Raw genomic sequence first — 18,584 nt, forward strand, 5'->3', positions numbered from 1 at the left:
AAAACCCTTACAGAACGGAGATTTAGGAGCATAAAAGGAGGAGCAACGAGAATCTGGCGGATGCTTTTATCCAATAACTTGAAGCAGCACTGAAAGCTGCGCTCGAAAGTTAAAGTAATTTGTTAAGAGTAAGATTTTTTCGGTATTACAAAAGCGCTTCTGCTGTTGATTGAAGCACGGTGGGAAATGGCTATTACTGCGTTTGCCGCTGCCGGTTTCAGCGCAGGCCTGCTGATAATAAACAGCCCTGTCGCCTTTAATTCAAGCAGGGAAAAGAAAAAGGTGGAGAGTCGATCTGTAAGCCGGGTTCTGTCTTGAACAGTCATTCGTCTACGATGGCCATCACTGGACATCTTTAGCAACCTACCCGGTCCCAGCGCGGGCCACGCCTTGGGACCCTATTTGGTCTTGCTCCAAGTGGGGTTTACCTAGCCACGAACTGTTGCCAGACGTGCGGTGCGCTCTTACCGCACCTTTTCACCCTTACCGGCGCCGAAGCGCTTAGGCGGTTATTTTCTGTGGCACTTTCCGTAGGCTCACGCCTCCCAGGCATTACCTGGCACTTCGCCCTATGGAGCCCGGACTTTCCTCCCCCCCCTAATTTTCATAGAGGGCAGCGACTGTCCGATCGACTCTCCGCCGCGCAGGTTAACGGCAGAGCGGCCGAAGAACAAGCGCTAATAGCCCGCAAACCGGTCTGCGCGACGGGTTACGCGTCTTTTTGCCGGTCCAGCGCCACCTGATACAGCACGTTTTTGCGCTCACCGGTGATTTGCGCCGCCAGAGCCGCCGCACGCTTGAGCGGCATCTCTTCCAGCAACAGGTTGAGGATGCGCATCGCCTCGCTGCTGACGGCATCTTCAGACTCCGGCGCGGTCCAGCCCGCCACCACCACGACGCATTCGCCACGCTGCTGATTGCTGTCGGCCTCGACGAATGCCCGCAACTCGCTCAGCGGCAAGCCCTTGAGCGTTTCAAAGGTCTTGGTGATTTCACGAGCGAGCAATGCCGGACGATCAGCGCCGAACACCGCTTCCATATCCCGCAGACATTCCAGAATGCGATGCGGCGCCTCGTAGAAAATCAGCGTGCGCGGCTCTTCTTTAATGGCTTCCAGGCGTGCTTTGCGCCCCACAGCCTTGGCCGGCAGAAAACCTTCGAAGATAAAGCGGTCGGATGGCAGACCGGCAGCCGACAACGCCGCGATCAACGCGCACGCACCTGGCACCGGCACCACATTGATCCCGGCCGCACGCGCCTGACGCACCAGGTGATAACCGGGATCGGAGATCAGCGGCGTACCGGCATCAGAAATCAGTGCGACGTTGTCGCCCGCCAACAGACGGGTAATGAAGCGACTGCCCTCATCCCGCTCGTTGTGTTCATGACAGGCTGCCAGCGGCGTGGAGATGCCAAAGTGCTGCATCAGGCGCTGGGAATGGCGCGTATCTTCGGCTGCGATCAGCGCCACCTCGCGCAGGATCTTCAACGCCCGGGCGCTGATGTCATCCAGGTTGCCGATGGGCGTCGCCACCACATAAAGCGAGCCCGCAGCGGAATTCAAAGGACCTGGAGCAGTCAAAGCGCACACCTCATGATCGGTAAAAGCCGCCATTGTAGCGCGTCGTGCGCCGGTCGACGCGCCCGGGTCGGACACGGTTTGTCGCACCATTGTGAGGCTGCGCACTCTTTGTATCAGCTAAATTGACGGTTTCACGCCAGTAACATCGCGCCCCGGCCAGTGCTTGGGTACAATTCGACGCTAATTTGATCGAGTATCAGGAACACTTACATGATCGCTTGCCTGCGGCTGTTCACTGCCCTCTGCCTCGCTGCCTTGCTGGCGGCTTGCGCCAGCTCCCCTTCCTCCAGCCTTGGCGAACTTCCACGGACCCCGGATGCCACCATCGAGCAATTGCTCGAACAGGCTGCCCAGGCCAAATCGCCGGACAAGGCTGCACTGCTGCGCTTGAGTGCGGCAGACATGGCGTACCGCCAAGGCAATGCCGGACAGTCCGCGCAAATCCTGCAGCAAGTGCCGATGGAGCAACTCCAGCCGGGCCAGCAGGCATTCGCCAGCACGCTGTCTGCTGAACTGGCCATGACCCGCAATCAGCCGAAAGCCGCGCTGACTGCCCTGAGCCACCCAAGCCTGCAACGCCTGAGCGAAATGTCGGTACCGCTGCAAGTTCGCGCCGGCACGGTTCACGCCCGCGCCCTTGAAGCCGACGGCCAGACCCTGGCGGCCGCCCGCGAGCGCATCTTCATCGCGCCGATGCTGGAAGGTGAAGCCGCCAGCAAGAACCACGAAGCGATCTGGACCCTGATTGCATCGCTGCCGGCCGATCAACTGCAAGCGAACACCACCAATGACCTCGGCGGCTGGATGAGCCTGGCTCTGGCCGTGAAAACCGCCGGCACTCTGGAACAGCAGCAAGCCGCCATCGACAACTGGCGCAATCAGCATCCAAAGCACCCAGCCGCGATCAACCTGCCGCTGCCCCTGACCAAACTCAAGGAACTGGCCAGCCAGCCCCTGAGCAAGATCGCCCTGCTCCTGCCACAGGACGGCCAACTGGCCTCGGTCGGCAAGGCCCTGCGTGACGGCTTCATGGCCGCGCACTATCAGGCTCAGCAAGCCGGCCAGAAACCACCGGCCATCGAGTTCTACGACAGCTCGAAACTGACCAACCTCGACGAGTTCTACCGCAAGGCCCAGGCCGATGGCGTGCAACTGGTCGTCGGCCCGTTGGAGAAACCGCTGGTCAAACAGTTGAGCACTCGCCCGCAACTGCCGATCACCACCCTCGCCCTGAACTACAGCGAAGGCGATCAAGGTCCGGCGCAGCTGTTCCAGTTCGGTCTGGCCGCTGAAGACGAAGCCCGCGAAGTCTCACGCCGCGCCCGTGCCGACGGTCTGCATCGCGCCGCCATCATGGTGCCGAAAGGCGAATGGGGCGACCGCGTCCTGCGTGCTTTCAGCCAGGACTGGCAAGCCAACGGCGGCAGCATTGTCGCCACCGAACGCGTCGACCAGCCGGTGCAACTGGCCCAGCAGATCGCCGACATGTTCCAGCTGCGTCAGAGCGAAGCTCGCGCCAAGAGCCTGCAGAATGCTGCCGGCACCAACGTTGCCGCCCAGCCTTCGCGTCGCCAGGACATCGAATTCATCTTCCTCGCCGCCACCCCTCAGCAGGCGCAGCAGATCAAGCCGACCCTGAACTTTCAGTACGCCGGTGACGTGCCGGTCTATGCGACCTCCCACGTGTTCAGCGCCAGCGGTGACGTGAACCAGTACAACGACATGAACGGCGTGCGCTTCTGCGAAACCCCGTGGCTGCTGGAAACCAGCGATCCGCTGCGTCAGCAGGTCACCGCGCAATGGCCACAAGCTGCCGGTAGCCTCGGTCGCTTGTATGCGATGGGCGTCGATGCCTATCGTCTGGCGCCACGTCTGGATCAGCTCAAGACGTTGCCGGACAGCCGTATCGAAGGCCAGTCGGGCAGCCTGGGCATGACCCAGTCCCAACGCGTCGTCCGTCAGTTGCCATGGGCACAGTTCGTCAGCGGTCAGATCCAGCGCCTGCCGGACACTCCACGCTGATGCCCGACAGGTCACACCTGCAAAGCGGCAAGGATGCCGAGCGCCAGGCGCTCGAGCATCTGCAAGACCAGGGTCTGCGCCTGCTGGCGCAGAACTGGTTATGTAAACGCGGTGAGCTTGATCTGGTCATGCTTGATGGCGATACAGTAGTATTCGTCGAAGTCCGTTACCGAAAGAACACTCAATGGGGTGGCGCACTCGACAGCATCGATGGGCGCAAACGGCAGAAACTGATTTTCGCCGCACAGTATTTTCTTCAGCGCGAGTCGCGTTGGGCCAATTCCCCCTGCCGCTTCGACGTGGTGGCCATCGACAGCCACCAGGGTCAGCTGAACTGGTTGCAAAATGCGTTCGACAGTTGACCGCCTGCTCCGACCCGGACACTTTCACTCAACACTTTTGCTCTTTGCTTTGCGGGCTGCACATTCACGTGCCGGACAGCCGCGCTAATTAAGGTACACAGATGGACATGCAATCCCGAATTCGCCAGCTTTTCCAGGCCAGCATCGACACCAAGCAACAGGCGATGGACGTACTTGCACCGCACATCGAGCAAGCCAGCCAGGTGATGGTCAACGCACTGCTCAATGAGGGGAAAATGCTCTCGTGCGGCAACGGCGGCTCGGCCGGCGATGCCCAGCACTTCTCCTCGGAGCTGCTCAACCGTTTCGAGCGTGAGCGCCCTAGCCTGCCGGCGATCGCGCTGACCACCGACAGCTCGACCATCACCTCGATCGCCAACGACTACAGCTACAACGAAGTGTTCTCCAAGCAGATCCGCGCACTCGGCCAGCCGGGTGACGTATTGCTGGCGATTTCGACCAGCGGCAACTCGGCGAACATTATTCAGGCGATCCAGGCCGCACATGATCGCGAAATGATTGTCGTAGCATTGACCGGACGCGATGGCGGCGGCATGGCTTCGCTGCTGCTGCCCGAAGACGTCGAGATTCGCGTACCGGCCAACGTCACCGCACGTATTCAGGAAGTCCACTTGCTGGCGATCCATTGCCTTTGCGATCTGATCGACAGCCAACTGTTCGGGAGTGAAGAATGACCCCTAATCGCCTTGGCCTTCTGGCCTTGACCCTGTGCCTCGGCATCAGCGGCTGCACCTCGGTGGTGAATGCCAGCCGTGAAGCGCCGATCGAAGACGACCGCGGCACCCGCACTTTCGGCAGCAAGATCGATGACTCGCTGATCGAAACCAAAGTCGGCGTCAACGTGGCCAAGGCCGATCCGGCCCTGGACAACGACTCGCACATCGTCGTCACCAGCTTCAACGGCGTCGTTTTGCTGGCTGGCCAGACCCCGCGCGCAGACCTCAAGGAAAAGGCCGAACAGGCCGCCGCCAACGTTCAGCGCGTGAAAAAGGTCCATAACGAACTGCAAGTGTTGCAGCCCTCCTCCCTGCTGGCCCGCCAGAACGATGCCTGGCTGACCACCAAGATCAAGACCCAGATGCTCACCGACGCCAGCATTCCCGGCTCGCGGATCAAGGTCGTAACCGAGAACGGCATCGTCTATCTGCTGGGCCTGCTGACCAAACAGGAAGCCGCCCAGGCGACCAATCTGGTGCAGGGCGTTTCCGGTGTGCAGAAGATTGTGAAGCTGTTCGAGTACATCGACTGACCGCAAAACGCAGGCACAAAAAAGGCGATCCAACCGGATCGCCTTTTTTTATTACTTCACCACTTTCAGGCTTGGCCGGCCGCTTGGGCGCGGTGGCTCGCTGTCCGGTGGCGGAACATCGTCATCCTGCTCGATCTCGTCTTCGTCATCCATCGGCGACTCCAGATCGAACACCATGCCTTGACCGTTCTCCCGGGCATAGATCCCCAGGATTGCAGCAATCGGCACGTACAGACTGTGCGGGACGCCACCGAAGCGACCTTCGAAGGTCACAACGTCGTTGTCCATGTGCAAGTGCCGCACGGCACTCGGCGAAATGTTCAGGACAATCTGCCCGTCACTGGCAAAGCCCTGTGGCACCTGCACCGCCGGGTACTCGGAATTGACCAGCATGTGCGGGGTGCAATCGTTATCCACAATCCACTCGTAGAGCGCGCGGACCAGATAAGGTCGACTGGAGTTCATAGCGGCTCCTTAAGCCTTAGCGCATGTCGCGTTCGACACCAGACAGACTCGCCTGGAAAGCCTCACGCGCAAACTGACGCTCCATATAATCAAGCAGCGGCTTGGCCGGCCGCGGCAGTTCTATACCCAGAATCGGCAAACGCCAGAGTATTGGCAATAGGCAGCAATCCACCAGACTTTGTTCCTCACTGAGGAAAAACGGCTTGTCGGCAAACAGCGGCGACACGCCCGTCAGGCTTTCGCGCAATTCCTTGCGCGCCACGGCACGGGCCGCTTCCTTGGTGCGCGAATCCAGAATCAGATCCACCAGACCACACCAGTCACGCTGAATGCGGTGAATCAGCAGACGGCTGTTGGCACGCGCCACCGGGTACACGGGCATCAATGGCGGATGCGGGTAACGCTCATCCAGGTATTCCATCACCACGGTCGACTCCCACAACGCCAGGTCACGATCGACCAGCGTGGGCAGACTGCCGTAAGGGTTCACTTCAATCAGTTTAGGCGGCTGACGACCAGCCTCCACAAAAATGATTTCGGCGCTGACACCCTTCTCTGCAAGCACGATGCGCACTCGGTGGGAATAGTGGTCGGCGGGGTCGGAGTAACAGGCCAACCGATTGGTCACGCCCATGGCGATCCTCCTCGCTTGTTGAAATAGTCGGAGCCGGAAAAACGCGCGCGCCCAGAGGGCGCCTCCCGCAACGGCTGGCGTACCAGGCGTTGCGTTTTCAGAGGCGCCCTTGGGCGCGCGCGATTAACAGCAATTGCTTGAAGCGTATCAGTGCACGTCTTTCCAGTATTCACGCTTGAGCAGATAGGCGAACACAAAGAAGAACGCCAAGTACAGCAAGACATAAGTACCGATGCGCTGATGTTGCAGCTTAACCGGGTTAGCCGAGTAAGCCAGGAAGGTTACCAGATTCTTGACCTTCTCATCGAACTGCTCTTCGTTGAGGGTTCCGGTTTTCGGCAAGATGGTCAGCTGATCGCACGCTTCATGAGTCAGAGGCGTACCGGTCAGCGGGTCATATTGCTTCTTGCCGTCTTCGACGATCTGTACCTGTTTGCAACCCACGACCTGACGACCTTGCAGGCCGACCAGCACGTTAGGCATGCCGACATTCGGGAAGACCTTGTTGTTCACGCCCCATGGACGTGCAGGATCTTCGTAGAACGACTTGAGGTAACCGTAGAGCCAGTCAGTGCCGCGAACACGAGCCACCAGCGTCAGGTCCGGCGGCGCTGCGCCGAACCAGGTCTTGGCGTCGGCCGGCTGCATGCCGATGTTCATGTGATCGCCGATCTTGGCGCCGGTGAACACCAGTTTCTCCAGCATCAGTTCGTGCGGAACGCCGAGGTCATCGGCCACACGCTCGTAACGCTGGAACTTGGCACTGTGGCAACCCATGCAATAGTTGGCGAAGGTACGCGCACCATCCTGCAGGGCAGCCTTGTCGGACACGTCGATGTCGACCTTTTCCAGTTCCGGACCACCGTGTTCGGCCGCGAAAGACAGCACTGGCAGAGCAGCAAAAATCAGAGCAAAAAATAACTTTTTCATCAGCCAGTCACCCTTTCCGGAACCGGTTTGGTCTTCTCGAGCCTGGTGTAGAACGGCATCAGAATGAAGTAGGCGAAGTACAGGAAGGTGCAGACCTGCGACAGCAGCGTACGGCCTGGCGTCGGGGCCAGAACGCCCAGAATGCCGAGGATCACGAACGAAATGCAGAACACCACCAGCCAGATCTTGCTCATCCAGCCTTTGTAGCGCATCGACTTGACCGGGCTGCGGTCGAGCCACGGCAGGACGAACAGCACCGCAATCGCCGCCCCCATGGCGATAACACCCATGAGCTTGTCAGGGACCGCACGCAAGATTGCGTAGAACGGTGTGAAGTACCAGACCGGTGCAATGTGCTCAGGGGTCTTGAACGGGTTGGCTTGCTCGAAGTTAGGCTTTTCGAGGAAGTAACCGCCCATTTCCGGGAAGAAGAACACAATGAAGCAGAAGATGAACAGGAACACCACGACGCCGACGATATCTTTTACGGTGTAGTACGGGTGGAAGGCGATACCGTCCAGCGGGATACCGTTTTCGTCTTTGTGTTTCTTGATGTCCACGCCGTCCGGGTTGTTCGAACCGACTTCGTGCAGCGCCAGGATGTGCAGCACCACCAGACCGAGAATCACGATCGGCAGGGCAACCACGTGCAGGGCGAAGAAGCGGTTCAGGGTGATCCCGGAAATCAGGTAGTCACCGCGGATCCACTGGGTCAGGTCGTTGCCGATGACCGGGATCGCGCCGAACAGCGAAATGATCACCTGGGCACCCCAGTAGGACATCTGGCCCCACGGCAGCAGGTAACCCATGAAGGCTTCGGCCATCAGCGCCAGGTAGATCAGCATCCCGAAGACCCACACCAGCTCGCGCGGTTTCTGGTACGAACCGTAGAGCAGGCCACGGAACATGTGCAGATAGACCACGATGAAGAACGCCGAAGCGCCGGTGGAGTGCAGCAGGCGCAGGATCGAACCGTACTCGACGTCGCGCATGATGTATTCGACGGAGGCGAACGCTTCTTCCGCCGACGGGGTGTAGCTCATCGTCAGCCAGACACCGGTGACGATCTGGTTGACCAGAACGAGCAGCGCCAGCGAGCCGAAGAAGTAGAAGAAGTTGAAGTTTTTTGGAGCGTAATACTTGCTGAGATGGTCTTCCCACATCTTGGTGGCGGGGAAGCGCGCATCAACCCAATCCATGAACTTGCTCATCACGCTTTCTCCGTATCGACGCCAATGACAATCAGGTCATCGGTCTCATAGGAATGCGGGGGTACTGGCAGGTTCAAAGGCGCAGGTTGCGACTTGTAGACGCGGCCAGCCAGATCGTAGTGGGAACCGTGGCAAGGGCAGAAATAGCCGCCTACCCAGTCTTTGCCCAGATCTGCGGGTGCCACTTCGGGACGGAAGGTCGGTGAGCAACCCAGGTGAGTGCAGATCCCGATCAGCAGGAGGATTTCCGGCTTGATCGAACGCACTTCAGGGTCGACATAAGTGGGTTGCGTGGAGTTTTTGGAGGTCGGATCGGAGAGCTGGCCCTCGATCTTCTTGAGATTCCCCAGGATTTCCTCGGTACGGCGGACAATGAACACCGGCTGGCCGCGCCATTCAGCAATCATCTGCTGTCCTGGCTCGATTTTGCTGACATTCACTTTCACCGGTGCTCCGGCAGCCTTTGCCTTGGCACTGGGAAACCATGACCCCACGAACGGGACCGCAGCCCCCACCGCTCCTGCAGCACCCACCACGGATGTGGCTGCTACCAAGAAGCGACGCCGGCCTGCATTCACGCCGTCATTGCTCATTCAGTCCTCTCCCATCAGCTTTGTGGCCTGTTAAATCAGGCGTCTACTAAATTGAAACTATGTACTTATAAAAATTTTGCCGAATGGTAATGAAAACCCCCAATTCTGACAAGGTAATTACCCGGAGGGCTGGCCCTCAAGCCTTGTAGTATAGGGGGTCTACGAATGTGGCAAGTTGTCACAGCGCAATTATTCAAGAAATCGCACGCATAAAAAAACGCCCGGTTCCGTGAGGAATCGGGCGTTCTTTTTGAACGTGGAAGCGAAATTAACGCTTCGAGTACTGCGGACGCTTACGCGCTTTACGCAGACCAACTTTCTTACGTTCAACTTCACGGGCGTCGCGGGTAACGAAGCCAGCTTTGCGCAGAGCGCTACGCAGGGTTTCGTCGTAGTCCATCAGAGCGCGAGTGATGCCGTGGCGGATTGCGCCAGCTTGACCACTTACACCACCACCGATGACGGTGACGTAGATGTCGAACTTCTCGACAGTCTCAGTCAGTTCCAGCGGCTGACGAACTACCATGCGGGCAGTTTCGCGACCGAAGAACGTGTCCAAGGAGCGGTTGTTGATGGAGATGTTACCAGTACCCGGACGCAGGAAAACGCGTGCGGTTGCGGTCTTGCGACGGCCAGTGCCGTAATTTTGAGTCGCCGACATAATGAACTATTCCGTTAAATCTTCAGTTCTTGGGGCTGCTGAGCAGTATGAGGGTGTGCAGCGCCCGCATAGACTTTCAGCTTACGGTACATGTCGCGACCCAGTGGGTTTTTAGGCAGCATGCCTTTAACCGCGGTCTCGATCACGCGCTCAGGGGCCTTGGCGATCAGCTTTTCAAAGTTGATCGACTTGATGCCGCCCGGGAAACCGGAGTGGGAGTAGTACATTTTGTCAGTGGTTTTAGCACCGGTAACACGGATCTGCTCGGCGTTGATTACGACGATGTAGTCGCCGGTGTCAACGTGAGGAGTGTACTCAGGCTTGTGCTTGCCACGCAGACGGCTCGCGATTTCGGTGGCCAGACGACCCAGGGTCTGACCAGCAGCGTCGACGACAAACCAGTCGCGCTTTACTGTTTCCGGTTTAGCAGTAAAAGTTTTCATTCTTTATAGCCTCAGGGGCCGCCTGTAAATAAGACGGCGGATCTTACTGAATAGTGCGTACTTTGACAAGTCAAAGGCAGCCGGATACAGACGCTTTCGGGGGCTCGGGTCGGCGCGTCCGTTCAACGGCAAGATTCTTCGGCGGCGGGGCATCACTTCCACTGCAGAAAGAGGTCGGCAATTATGCAGATTGCGAAAAAAATTTCAACCTGCTTTTATGCTTGTTTTGCCCAAGGAGCACCCGATGGACTATCGCCAGCTAGGCCGTACCGACCTGAACGTGAGTGCAATCTGCCTCGGCACCATGACCTGGGGCGAGCAAAACACTGAAGCTGAAGCCTTCGCCCAGATCGAACGGGCAAAAGAGGCCGGGATCAATTTCCTCGACACTGCCGAAATGTACCCGGTGCCGCCAAAAGCCGACACCTACGCCACCACCGAGCGCTACATCGGCAATTACTTCAAGAGCCGTGGCGACCGCGCCGACTGGATTCTCGCCAGCAAGATCGCCGGCCCCGGCAACACCATCGACTACATCCGCGACAAGAACCTGCGCCACAACCGCCAGCACATCACCGAAGCCGTGGACGCCAGCCTCAAGCGCCTGCAGACCGACTACATCGATCTGTATCAATTGCACTGGCCGGAGCGCAGCACCAACTTTTTCGGACAACTGGGCTACAAGCACCAGACCGAAGCCAACCTGACGCCGCTCGAAGACACCCTCGAAGCGCTCGATGAGCAAGTGAAGGCCGGCAAGATCCGCCACATCGGCCTGTCCAACGAGACTCCGTGGGGCACCATGCGCTTTCTCGCCCTGGCCGAAGCCCGTGGCTGGCCGCGCGCCGTGTCGATTCAGAACCCGTACAACCTGCTCAACCGCAGTTTCGAGATCGGCCTGGCGGAAATCGCCATCCGTGAACAGTGCGGCCTGCTCGCCTATTCGCCGCTGGCGTTCGGTTTCCTGTCGGGCAAGTACGAAGGTGGGGCGCGTCCGCCGAAAGGCCGCCTGAGCCTCTACAGCCGCTTCAGCCGCTATTTCAACCCGCAATCGGAGGCGGCCTGCAGCCGTTACGTGGCGCTTGCCCGTGAACACGGCCTGGATCCGGCACAAATGGCCCTGGCCTTTGTGAATCAGCAACCGTTCGTCACCAGCAACATCATCGGAGCGACAACGCTGGAGCAACTGGACAGCAACATCGCCAGCTACGAGCTGAAACTGTCGAAGGAAGTGCTGGAAGGGATCGAAGCGATTCACAAGGATCATCCGAACCCGGCGCCGTGATCCAGGACGATGATCGTTCCCACGCTCAGCGTGGGAACGCATACCGCGATGCTCCGCGTCACTCCCAAAGCGGACGCAGAGCGTCAATGGCGGCATTCCCACGCAGAGCATGGGAACGATCACACGCTCGGATCAAAGCGACCGCGCAATGATCTCCTTCATGATTTCATTGGTGCCGGCATAGATCCGCTGCACCCGCGCATCCGCCCAGGCCCGGGCCACCGGGTATTCCCACATGAAACCGTAGCCGCCATGCAGCTGCACGCACTCGTCGAGCACCTTGCATTGCAGGTCGGTGCCCCAGTACTTGGCCATCGCCGCCGTCGGCACGTCGAGCTTTCCTTGCAGATGCAGCTCCAGGCAGCGGTCGACGAACACCCGGCCGATCTGAATCTCGGTGGCCATTTCCGCCAGTTTGAAGCGGGTGTTCTGGAAGTCGGCAATCGACTTGCCGAACGCCTTGCGCTCGCGGGTGTAATCCAGCGTCCATTGCAGCGCCGCCTCGGCTGAAGCCAGACCGCCAATCGCCACGGTCAGACGCTCCTGCGGCAGTTCCTGCATCAGATAGGCAAACCCTGCCCCGGCCTGACCCAGCAGGTTTTCTTTCGGCACTCGCACGTCCTGGAAGAACAATTCCGACGTGTCCTGCGCCTTCATTCCGACCTTCTCCAGGCGCTTGCCCTTGTCGAAGCCCGGCGTGTTCGCCTCCACCAGAAACAGGCTGGTGCCCTTGGCGCCGGCCTTGGGATCGGTCTTGGCGACAACGATCACCAGATCCGCCAGGAAGCCATTGGTGATAAAGGTTTTCGAGCCGTTGATCACATATTCGTCGCCATCCAGCACCGCCGTGGTCTTGACCCCTTGCAGGTCGGAACCGGCACCCGGTTCAGTCATGGCGATCGCGGTGACCATCTCGCCGGACACCAGTTTCGGCAGGTACTTCTGCTTCAGCGCCTCGCTGCCGTAATGCAGGATGTACGGCGCAACAATGTCCGAATGCAGCGAGAAACCGATGCCGGTCAGGCCCAGCCGCCCTACTTCTTCGATCACGACCGCACTGTAAAGAAAGTCCGCCCCCAACCCGCCGTATTCCTCCGGCAGGTGCGAGCACAGCATCCCCGCCTCCCCCGCCTTGTTCCACAGTTTGCGGTCGATGTAGCCTTGTTTTTCCCATTGCCCATGGAACGGCACGGCCTCTTTTTCGAGGAATGTTCGTACGCTGTCGCGGAACAATTCGTGCTCGGAGCTGAACAAGGTTCTGGGAATCATGCGGCACCTTTTCTTTATTGTTGGAGGGATCAGACCTTTAGAGACTAAGCCTCGCTTCCGATACAGGACACTGGACACATCCGACAAAAAATAAGACGATCCAGCCGTCTGGTGACCACTTTCCCTTATAAAAACAAAAGTTGAATTATGTCCAAGCAAGTCTCCACGCCCTTGCGGCGCGTCAGCATCCTGGCGATCGACCGGGTTTTCGCTTCCACCCTCATGCAAGCCAAGGATTTCTTCCATCTGGCCAGCCTGCGTTACGGCAAACAACTGGGCCACGGCCTGACTCCGGCGTTCGAAACCCGCCTGGTCAGTCCCGACGGCAAACCGGTGAACAGCTTCAGTGACGTGGTCATGCCGGTGGACGGTGGCCTGGAAAACGCCGACGTCATCATCCTCCCGGCGTTCTGGGACGATTTCGATACGCTGTGCCAACGTTATCCACAGATCCTGCCGTGGCTTCGCGAACAGCATGCCCGGGGCGCCGTGCTCTGCGGCGAGGCCACCGGGGTGTTCTGGCTGGCCGAGGCCGGGTTGCTCAACGGCAAGGAGGCGACCACCTACTGGCGCTTCTTCAACGCCTTCGCCGAGCGTTTCCCGCAGGTCTACCTGAATCAGGACAAGCACCTGACCGACGCCGACAACCTGTATTGCGCCGGCGGCACTACCTCAGCCTGCGATCTCTACATTTATCTGATCGAGCGCTTCTGCGGCGCCAATGTGGCCCAGGCTGTGGCCCGCGACATTCTCTATGAAGTGCAGCGCAGCTACGCCCCGGGACGCATTGGTTTCGGCGGTCAGAAGTTGCACCAGGACGTGATTATCCTGCAGATCCAGCACTGGCTCGAAGAGCATTTCGCCGACAAGTTCCGCTTCGAAGACGTGGCCCGCGAGCACGGCATGAGCATTCGCAATTTCATGCGCCGCTTCCAGACTGCCACCGGCGACAAGCCGCTGCACTATCTGCAACGGCTGCGCATCGAGACCGCCAAGGGCTTGCTCTCCGGCAGTCGCAAGAGCATCAAGACCATCAGCTACGAAGTCGGCTACGACGATGCGAGCTTCTTCGCACGGCTGTTCCGCCAGCACACCGAACTGTCGCCGAACCAGTACCGGCAGCAGTTCCAGCAAGCTGCCTGACGATTCGACCAGACACAAAAAAGGGCCTGCATCTGCAGGCCCTTTTTGTTTGCCGAATCCGCTTAAGGCTTGTGTGCCCGGGACAGGAATTCGTGGGATTGCATCTCCAGCAGACGGCTGAGGGTACGCTGGAACTCGAACGTCAGGCGTCCGCCAGTGTACAGGTCTTTCAACTCGACTTCGGCAGAAATGATCAGTTTGACGTTACGGTCGTAGAACTCGTCGACCATGTTGATAAAGCGACGGGCGATGTCGTCGGTGGTGACGCTCATCTGCTCCACGCCACTGAGCAGCACGGCGTGGAAGATCTTGCCCAGTTCGATGTAGTCGTTCTGGCTGCGTGGGCCGTCGCACAGCTCGCGGAAGTCGAACCAGGCCACGTCATCGCAAGTACGCAGGGCACGGATTTCGCGGTTCTCGATGATCAGCACATCGTTTTCCACCGCCGCCGTGCATTCCGGCGTCAGCGCGCGGAAGCTCTTGCGCAGGCTTTCATGGGCGGCTTCGTCGAGCGGGAAATGGAACAGCTCCGCTTGTTCGAGGTGGCGCAGACGGTAGTCGACGCCGCTGTCGACGTTGACGATCTCGGTGTTCTGCTTGATCAGCGCGATGGCCGGCAGGAAGCGCGCGCGTTGCAGGCCGTCCTTGTACAGGCCGTCCGGCACGATGTTCGACGTGGCGACCAGGGTCACGCCGTTCTTGAACAGTTCTTCCATCAGCGTGCCGAGGATCATGGCGTCGGTGATGTCGGAAACGAAAAATTCATCGAAGCAGATGACCCGCGACTCAGTCGCGAAGCGCTTGGCGATGATGGTCAGCGGGTTTTTCTCGCCGCCGAGGGTCTTCATCTCTTCGTGCACGCGCTTCATGAAGCGGTGGAAGTGAGTGCGGGTCTTTTCCTTGAATGGCAGCGCTTCGAAGAAGGTGTCCACCAGGTAGGTTTTGCCGCGACCCACGCCGCCCCAGAAGTACAGGCCCTTGACCGGCGTCTGATCCTTTTTGCCAAACAGCTTGCCCAGCAAACCCGGCTTGTTCTGCTCGGCCGCGATCAGATCGTCGTACAGGCGTTGCAGATGACGCACGGCAGTTTCCTGCGCCGCATCATGGAAGAAGTCCGGGCGTTTCAGATCAGCTTGATATCGTTCTAGGGGCGTCATAATTCGTTAGCAAGGCAACAAAAACGGGCCGTCACTGTAGCGATGGCCCGTGGGAATGGCAATCGGCCCTTGGTCGGGCCGGCCCGTTGATTATTCCTGAACCGGTGTCAGAGCGACCCGCAAGGCCTCGACGGCCGCATCCCGCGCAGCCACGTCGGCGAACGCCGGGCTGTCGCCAACGCACTCGCCTTCCAGCCAGACGCTGAAGCTCAGCTCTTCGCTGCGCACATCCAGCGCCTGACCCGATTGCAGCTGCTTGGTCACCTGACCGGCGGTTTTACCGTCGGCGAAGTTGCGCGACAGCAGCAATTGCTCGCCGTCGGCCGCCAGCAGACGGAAACGGAAGCTGCCGTCGTCTTCACGGAAGCTGACGAAACGTGCGGCTTTCGCGGCTTTCTTCTTGGTGGTCGCGGCCACCTGAACCTGATTGACGAAGGAGCGCAGGCCGACCGCTTCACGCAGCTCGTTGAGGAACGGCGTCGCCACCGCACGGGCCTTTTTGGCGCCGTGTTGCAGGATGTCTTCCAGATCTGCCGGACGCTCGATCAACTGGTGATAACGCTCGCGGGACTCGCCCAACTCGTTGTCCAGCAGCTGGAACAGACGGTTCTTCGCCTCGCCCCAACCCAGACCGCCCAGCAGTTCGCTGCGGAATTCGTCGGCCTGCGCCGGCGTGGAGAAGGCCTGGAACAGAGTGAACAGGTGCGAGTTGTCCGGATCTTTCGCTTCGCCCGGCGCGCGGGAGTCGGTAACGATGCGCGAGATCGCGTCCTTCATTTCCTTGGCGCTGGAGAACAGCGGAATGGTGTTGTCGTAGCTCTTGGACATCTTGCGACCGTCCAGGCCCGGCAACGTGGCCACGCTTTCCTCGATCAGCGCTTCGGGCATGGTGAAGAACTCCTTGCCCTGGCCGAACAGGTGGTTGAAGCGCTGGCCGATGTCACGGGCCATTTCCACGTGCTGGATCTGGTCGCGGCCGACCGGCACCTTGTGCGCGTTGAACATCAGAATGTCCGCCGCCATCAGCACCGGATAGCTGTACAAGCCCATGGTGATACCGGCATCCGGGTCTTCGCCGGTCTCGACGTTCTTGTCCACCGAAGCCTTGTAGGCGTGGGCGCGGTTGAGCAGGCCTTTGGCGGCAACGCAGGTCAGCAGCCAGGTCAGCTCGGGGATTTCCGGAATGTCGGACTGACGGTAGAAGGTCACGCGATCCACATCCAGGCCACCGGCCAGCCAGGTCGCGGCGATTTCCAGACGCGAGCGCTGGATGCGCAGCGGGTCATCGCACTTGATCAGGGCGTGATAGTCGGCCAGGAAGTAGAACGAGTCGGCATTGCTGTCGCGGCTGGCGAGGATCGCCGGGCGGATGGCGCCGGCGTAGTTGCCCAGGTGCGGGGTGCCGGTGGTGGTGATGCCGGTGAGGATGCGGGTACGGTTCGTCATGGGTAATCGCTTGTCAGACTGCAATCAATTCGAGAGACGCGGCAGGATCAGATCCTTGAGATCGGTCAGCTTGCCATGAAAAAAGTGTCCGCATTCTGCCACTTTCAGCAGCTCATGGGGGCGCGGGAGTTTTTCAGACCAGTCGTAGACCAGCTGCGGATCGATCACTTCATCGGTTTCCGGCTGGATCACGGTCAGCTCACCCTGCTGCGGCAATTGATCCTGATTGCCCAGACGCATCACCGCCGGCGCGACCATGAACAGATGCTTGAGCGCGATGCCCCGGGATTCGAGACGACCGCCGAGACTTGCTGCAACAAATCCACCGAAGGAGAAACCGAACAGGGTCAGCGGCAGATCCGGGTGTTTTTCCAGCAGCCATGCGGCGGCGGCCTGGGCGTCGTCGACTTCACCAGTGCCCATGTCATGGGAGCCTTCGCTGGCACCGACGCCGCGATAGTTGAAGCGCAAGGTGATCAGGCCGGCGTCGCGTGCGGTGCGCTGCAGGGTCGAGACGACCTTGTTGAGCATGGTGCCGCCCTGCACCGGGTTCGGGTGGCAGATCAGCGCTACGCCGCGGGGCTGCTCGTTGTCCAGATACAAAGACTCAAGTTGCCCCACCGGGCCATCAATCACTACAGGGGTTTCACGCATCAGCAAGGAAGGAACTCCGTGACCTCGAATCGGGTCGACTCGTCTAGCAAATTGTCTGTGCCAGTCTATTGCGAGTGAATCGCGGTATACAGCGCAGGTTCGAGCCGTTAACGTAAAGCAAAGCCGTTTATAGAGGAAGGACTCGTGGAACACTCGCTCTTAGTTTGGTTGTTACCGACTCTTGCCCTGGTTGTGGGTGTCGCCATTGGTTTCCTGATCGCTCGCGTTGCGCCGAACGCCGCGCCCAGCCGCACGCAGCGTCAACTGGATGATATTCAGGAACGTTTCGACAGTTATCAGAACGAAGTGGTGACCCACTTCAACAGCACCGCCAATCTGGTCAAGAAACTGACCCAGAGCTATCAGGAAGTGCAGGATCACCTCGCCGAGGGTGCCAACCGCCTGGCCCTGGACGAGCAGACCCGTCAACGCTTGCTGGCCTCGCTGCACGCCGACGCGGCACAGGCCCCACGGGAACGCCTGACGCCACCACGGGATCAGGAACCGCCGCGTGACTATGCGCCGAAGACCCCGAACTCGCCGGGCATGCTCGACGAGCATTACGGCCTGAAGAAGTAATCAGCCTTCGCGCCAACAAAAAGCCCCCGGACAATCACTTGTCCGGGGGCTTTTTTGTACCTGACGGTTACGGGTACTGTTGAACCGTGCCCGGCTGCTGCTGACCACCGTACTGCTGGCCCGGAATCGCCTTGAGGTTAACCTCGACGCGACGGTTCTGCGCCCGGCCATTGACGTCACCGTTGCTGGCGATCGGATTATCCGGGCCGGCACCGCGGGCGCTCAGGTTGGCACCGCTGACGCCTTGCGAAGTCAGGTAGGTCGCCACGCTCTGCGCACGACGCTGGGACAGGTCCATGTTGTGCTGACGACTGCCAGTGCTGTCGGTGTAACCGACGATTTCGATCTGGTTCTGGTTGAACTCTTTGAGCGAGTTGGCCAGGTTGTTCAGCGGCTGATAGAAGCTGGAAGCGATGTTCGCCGAATCGGTGGCGAACGTGATGTTGCCCGGCATGATCAGCTTGATCTGGTCGCCCTGACGCTGCACTTCAACCCCGGTGTTGGCCATGCTGGCGCGCAGTTTTTTCTCCTGCTGGTCGGCGTAGTAGCCGTAACCGGCGGCCGAGGCACCGACGACGGCTGCGCCGATCAGCGCACCCTTGCCGCGGTTGTTGTGGTCGATGGCGGCACCGGCCAGCGCGCCGGCCAGCGCACCGAGGCCACCGTACTTGGCGGTTTTGCTCATGCCCTGGGAGCCACCGTCGGCCTGACCCTGATTGTCATACGGGTTGGGCGAGGCGCAGCCGGACAAGACGGCCACGGCAGTAGCGACAATAATCAAACGACGCGTGGTGAACATGGAGTGCTCCTACATTTTGCATTCTGTGGTGCAGCGGCCATTGGCAACTGGCCCGTGCGGGCGTTGGATCATGACAATG

The 18,584-nt window shown here is 59.6% G+C and carries 20 protein-coding genes and 1 other RNA gene; 7 read left to right on the plus strand and 14 right to left on the minus strand.

Annotation, left to right across the window (positions count from 1 at the left end; genetic code table 11):
* Positions 1–282: 282 nt before the first annotated feature.
* Positions 283–636: RNase P RNA component class A (gene rnpB / locus EIY71_RS03600), an RNA gene on the minus strand.
* Positions 637–709: 73 nt separating this feature from the next.
* A complete protein-coding gene (gene rsmI, locus EIY71_RS03605; protein ID WP_085745355.1) occupies positions 710–1,615 on the minus strand; it encodes a 16S rRNA (cytidine(1402)-2'-O)-methyltransferase in 906 nt (301 codons plus the stop codon).
* Between the two features lie 177 nt (positions 1,616–1,792).
* Here rsmI and EIY71_RS03610 point away from each other — a divergent pair, with 177 nt between their 5' ends.
* The 4 genes from EIY71_RS03610 to EIY71_RS03625 all read left to right on the plus strand — a co-directional run bounded on the left by EIY71_RS03610 (position 1,793) and on the right by EIY71_RS03625 (position 5,236).
* Positions 1,793–3,604, plus strand: coding sequence for a penicillin-binding protein activator (locus EIY71_RS03610; RefSeq protein ID WP_134020509.1), 1,812 nt, complete (start codon positions 1,793–1,795; stop codon positions 3,602–3,604).
* The gene (locus EIY71_RS03615) at positions 3,604–3,966 is read left to right on the plus strand and encodes a YraN family protein (RefSeq protein WP_134020512.1); all 363 of its coding nucleotides are present in this window, start codon (positions 3,604–3,606) and stop codon (positions 3,964–3,966) included. The genes EIY71_RS03610 and EIY71_RS03615 overlap by 1 nt, the downstream gene beginning before the upstream one ends.
* 101 nt (positions 3,967–4,067) lie before the next feature.
* Complete coding sequence (locus EIY71_RS03620; protein ID WP_007928463.1) at positions 4,068–4,661, plus strand: phosphoheptose isomerase; 594 nt, start codon at positions 4,068–4,070, stop codon at positions 4,659–4,661.
* Positions 4,658–5,236: a BON domain-containing protein gene (locus EIY71_RS03625; protein ID WP_011335871.1), complete on the plus strand. Its 579-nt coding sequence runs from the start codon at positions 4,658–4,660 to the stop codon at positions 5,234–5,236. Before EIY71_RS03620 ends, EIY71_RS03625 begins: the two co-directional genes overlap by 4 nt.
* A 51-nt stretch (positions 5,237–5,287) precedes the next feature.
* On the opposite strand, the gene EIY71_RS03630 is transcribed toward EIY71_RS03625, so the two are convergent.
* From EIY71_RS03630 to rplM, 7 genes are all read right to left on the minus strand, one after another.
* Positions 5,288–5,701 (minus strand): ClpXP protease specificity-enhancing factor, encoded by a 414-nt coding sequence (locus EIY71_RS03630; protein ID WP_007956787.1) that lies wholly within the window; start codon positions 5,699–5,701, stop codon positions 5,288–5,290.
* Positions 5,702–5,717: 16 nt separating this feature from the next.
* A complete protein-coding gene (locus tag EIY71_RS03635) occupies positions 5,718–6,335 on the minus strand; it encodes a glutathione S-transferase N-terminal domain-containing protein (protein ID WP_011335872.1) in 618 nt (205 codons plus the stop codon).
* A gap of 147 nt (positions 6,336–6,482) precedes the next feature.
* Positions 6,483–7,265, minus strand: coding sequence for a cytochrome c1 (locus tag EIY71_RS03640; protein WP_102687549.1), 783 nt, complete (start codon positions 7,263–7,265; stop codon positions 6,483–6,485).
* Positions 7,265–8,476 carry a cytochrome bc complex cytochrome b subunit gene (locus EIY71_RS03645; RefSeq protein ID WP_007956792.1) on the minus strand — a complete coding sequence of 404 codons (1,212 nt, stop codon included), beginning with the start codon at positions 8,474–8,476 and terminating at the stop codon, positions 7,265–7,267. The genes EIY71_RS03640 and EIY71_RS03645 overlap by 1 nt, the downstream gene beginning before the upstream one ends.
* Positions 8,476–9,069 carry a ubiquinol-cytochrome c reductase iron-sulfur subunit gene (gene petA / locus EIY71_RS03650; protein WP_007917031.1) on the minus strand — a complete coding sequence of 198 codons (594 nt, stop codon included), beginning with the start codon at positions 9,067–9,069 and terminating at the stop codon, positions 8,476–8,478. Before petA ends, EIY71_RS03645 begins: the two co-directional genes overlap by 1 nt.
* A 268-nt stretch (positions 9,070–9,337) precedes the next feature.
* On the minus strand, positions 9,338–9,730 hold the full coding sequence (rpsI, locus tag EIY71_RS03655; protein ID WP_007956794.1) for a 30S ribosomal protein S9: 393 nt from the start codon (positions 9,728–9,730) through the stop codon (positions 9,338–9,340).
* Between the two features lie 14 nt (positions 9,731–9,744).
* Positions 9,745–10,173, minus strand: coding sequence for a 50S ribosomal protein L13 (rplM, locus tag EIY71_RS03660; protein ID WP_003228062.1), 429 nt, complete (start codon positions 10,171–10,173; stop codon positions 9,745–9,747).
* Between the two features lie 244 nt (positions 10,174–10,417).
* Here rplM and EIY71_RS03665 point away from each other — a divergent pair, with 244 nt between their 5' ends.
* Positions 10,418–11,458: an NADP(H)-dependent aldo-keto reductase gene (locus tag EIY71_RS03665; RefSeq protein WP_085655282.1), complete on the plus strand. Its 1,041-nt coding sequence runs from the start codon at positions 10,418–10,420 to the stop codon at positions 11,456–11,458.
* Between the two features lie 132 nt (positions 11,459–11,590).
* Here the strand turns inward: EIY71_RS03665 and EIY71_RS03670 are convergent, their stop codons facing one another.
* A complete protein-coding gene (locus EIY71_RS03670) occupies positions 11,591–12,727 on the minus strand; it encodes an acyl-CoA dehydrogenase family protein (protein ID WP_007956797.1) in 1,137 nt (378 codons plus the stop codon).
* Between the two features lie 246 nt (positions 12,728–12,973).
* Here EIY71_RS03670 and EIY71_RS03675 point away from each other — a divergent pair, with 246 nt between their 5' ends.
* On the plus strand, positions 12,974–13,870 hold the full coding sequence (locus EIY71_RS03675) for a GlxA family transcriptional regulator (RefSeq protein WP_170929381.1): 897 nt from the start codon (positions 12,974–12,976) through the stop codon (positions 13,868–13,870).
* A 62-nt stretch (positions 13,871–13,932) separates the two neighbouring features.
* Here the strand turns inward: EIY71_RS03675 and zapE are convergent, their stop codons facing one another.
* The 3 genes from zapE to EIY71_RS03690 form a co-directional block, all read right to left on the minus strand.
* Positions 13,933–15,027, minus strand: coding sequence for a cell division protein ZapE (gene zapE, locus EIY71_RS03680; RefSeq protein ID WP_085606932.1), 1,095 nt, complete (start codon positions 15,025–15,027; stop codon positions 13,933–13,935).
* Between the two features lie 90 nt (positions 15,028–15,117).
* Complete coding sequence (locus EIY71_RS03685) at positions 15,118–16,473, minus strand: tryptophan--tRNA ligase (protein WP_102687546.1); 1,356 nt, start codon at positions 16,471–16,473, stop codon at positions 15,118–15,120.
* 24 nt (positions 16,474–16,497) lie between these two features.
* Positions 16,498–17,127, minus strand: a complete 630-nt coding sequence (locus EIY71_RS03690) for an alpha/beta hydrolase (protein WP_102687560.1) — start codon at positions 17,125–17,127, stop codon at positions 16,498–16,500.
* A gap of 144 nt (positions 17,128–17,271) precedes the next feature.
* Between EIY71_RS03690 and EIY71_RS03695 the strand changes: the two genes are divergently transcribed.
* Positions 17,272–17,706: a YhcB family protein gene (locus EIY71_RS03695; protein WP_007956803.1), complete on the plus strand. Its 435-nt coding sequence runs from the start codon at positions 17,272–17,274 to the stop codon at positions 17,704–17,706.
* A gap of 67 nt (positions 17,707–17,773) precedes the next feature.
* Here EIY71_RS03695 and EIY71_RS03700 read toward each other — a convergent pair whose 3' ends face one another.
* Positions 17,774–18,505, minus strand: a complete 732-nt coding sequence (locus tag EIY71_RS03700; protein WP_007956806.1) for an OmpA family lipoprotein — start codon at positions 18,503–18,505, stop codon at positions 17,774–17,776.
* Between the last annotated feature and the right edge of the window lie 79 nt (positions 18,506–18,584).

The organism is Pseudomonas sp. CH235 (genome assembly GCF_004368175.1).
Taxonomy (GTDB): Bacteria; Pseudomonadota; Gammaproteobacteria; order Pseudomonadales; family Pseudomonadaceae; genus Aquipseudomonas; species Aquipseudomonas paraglycinae.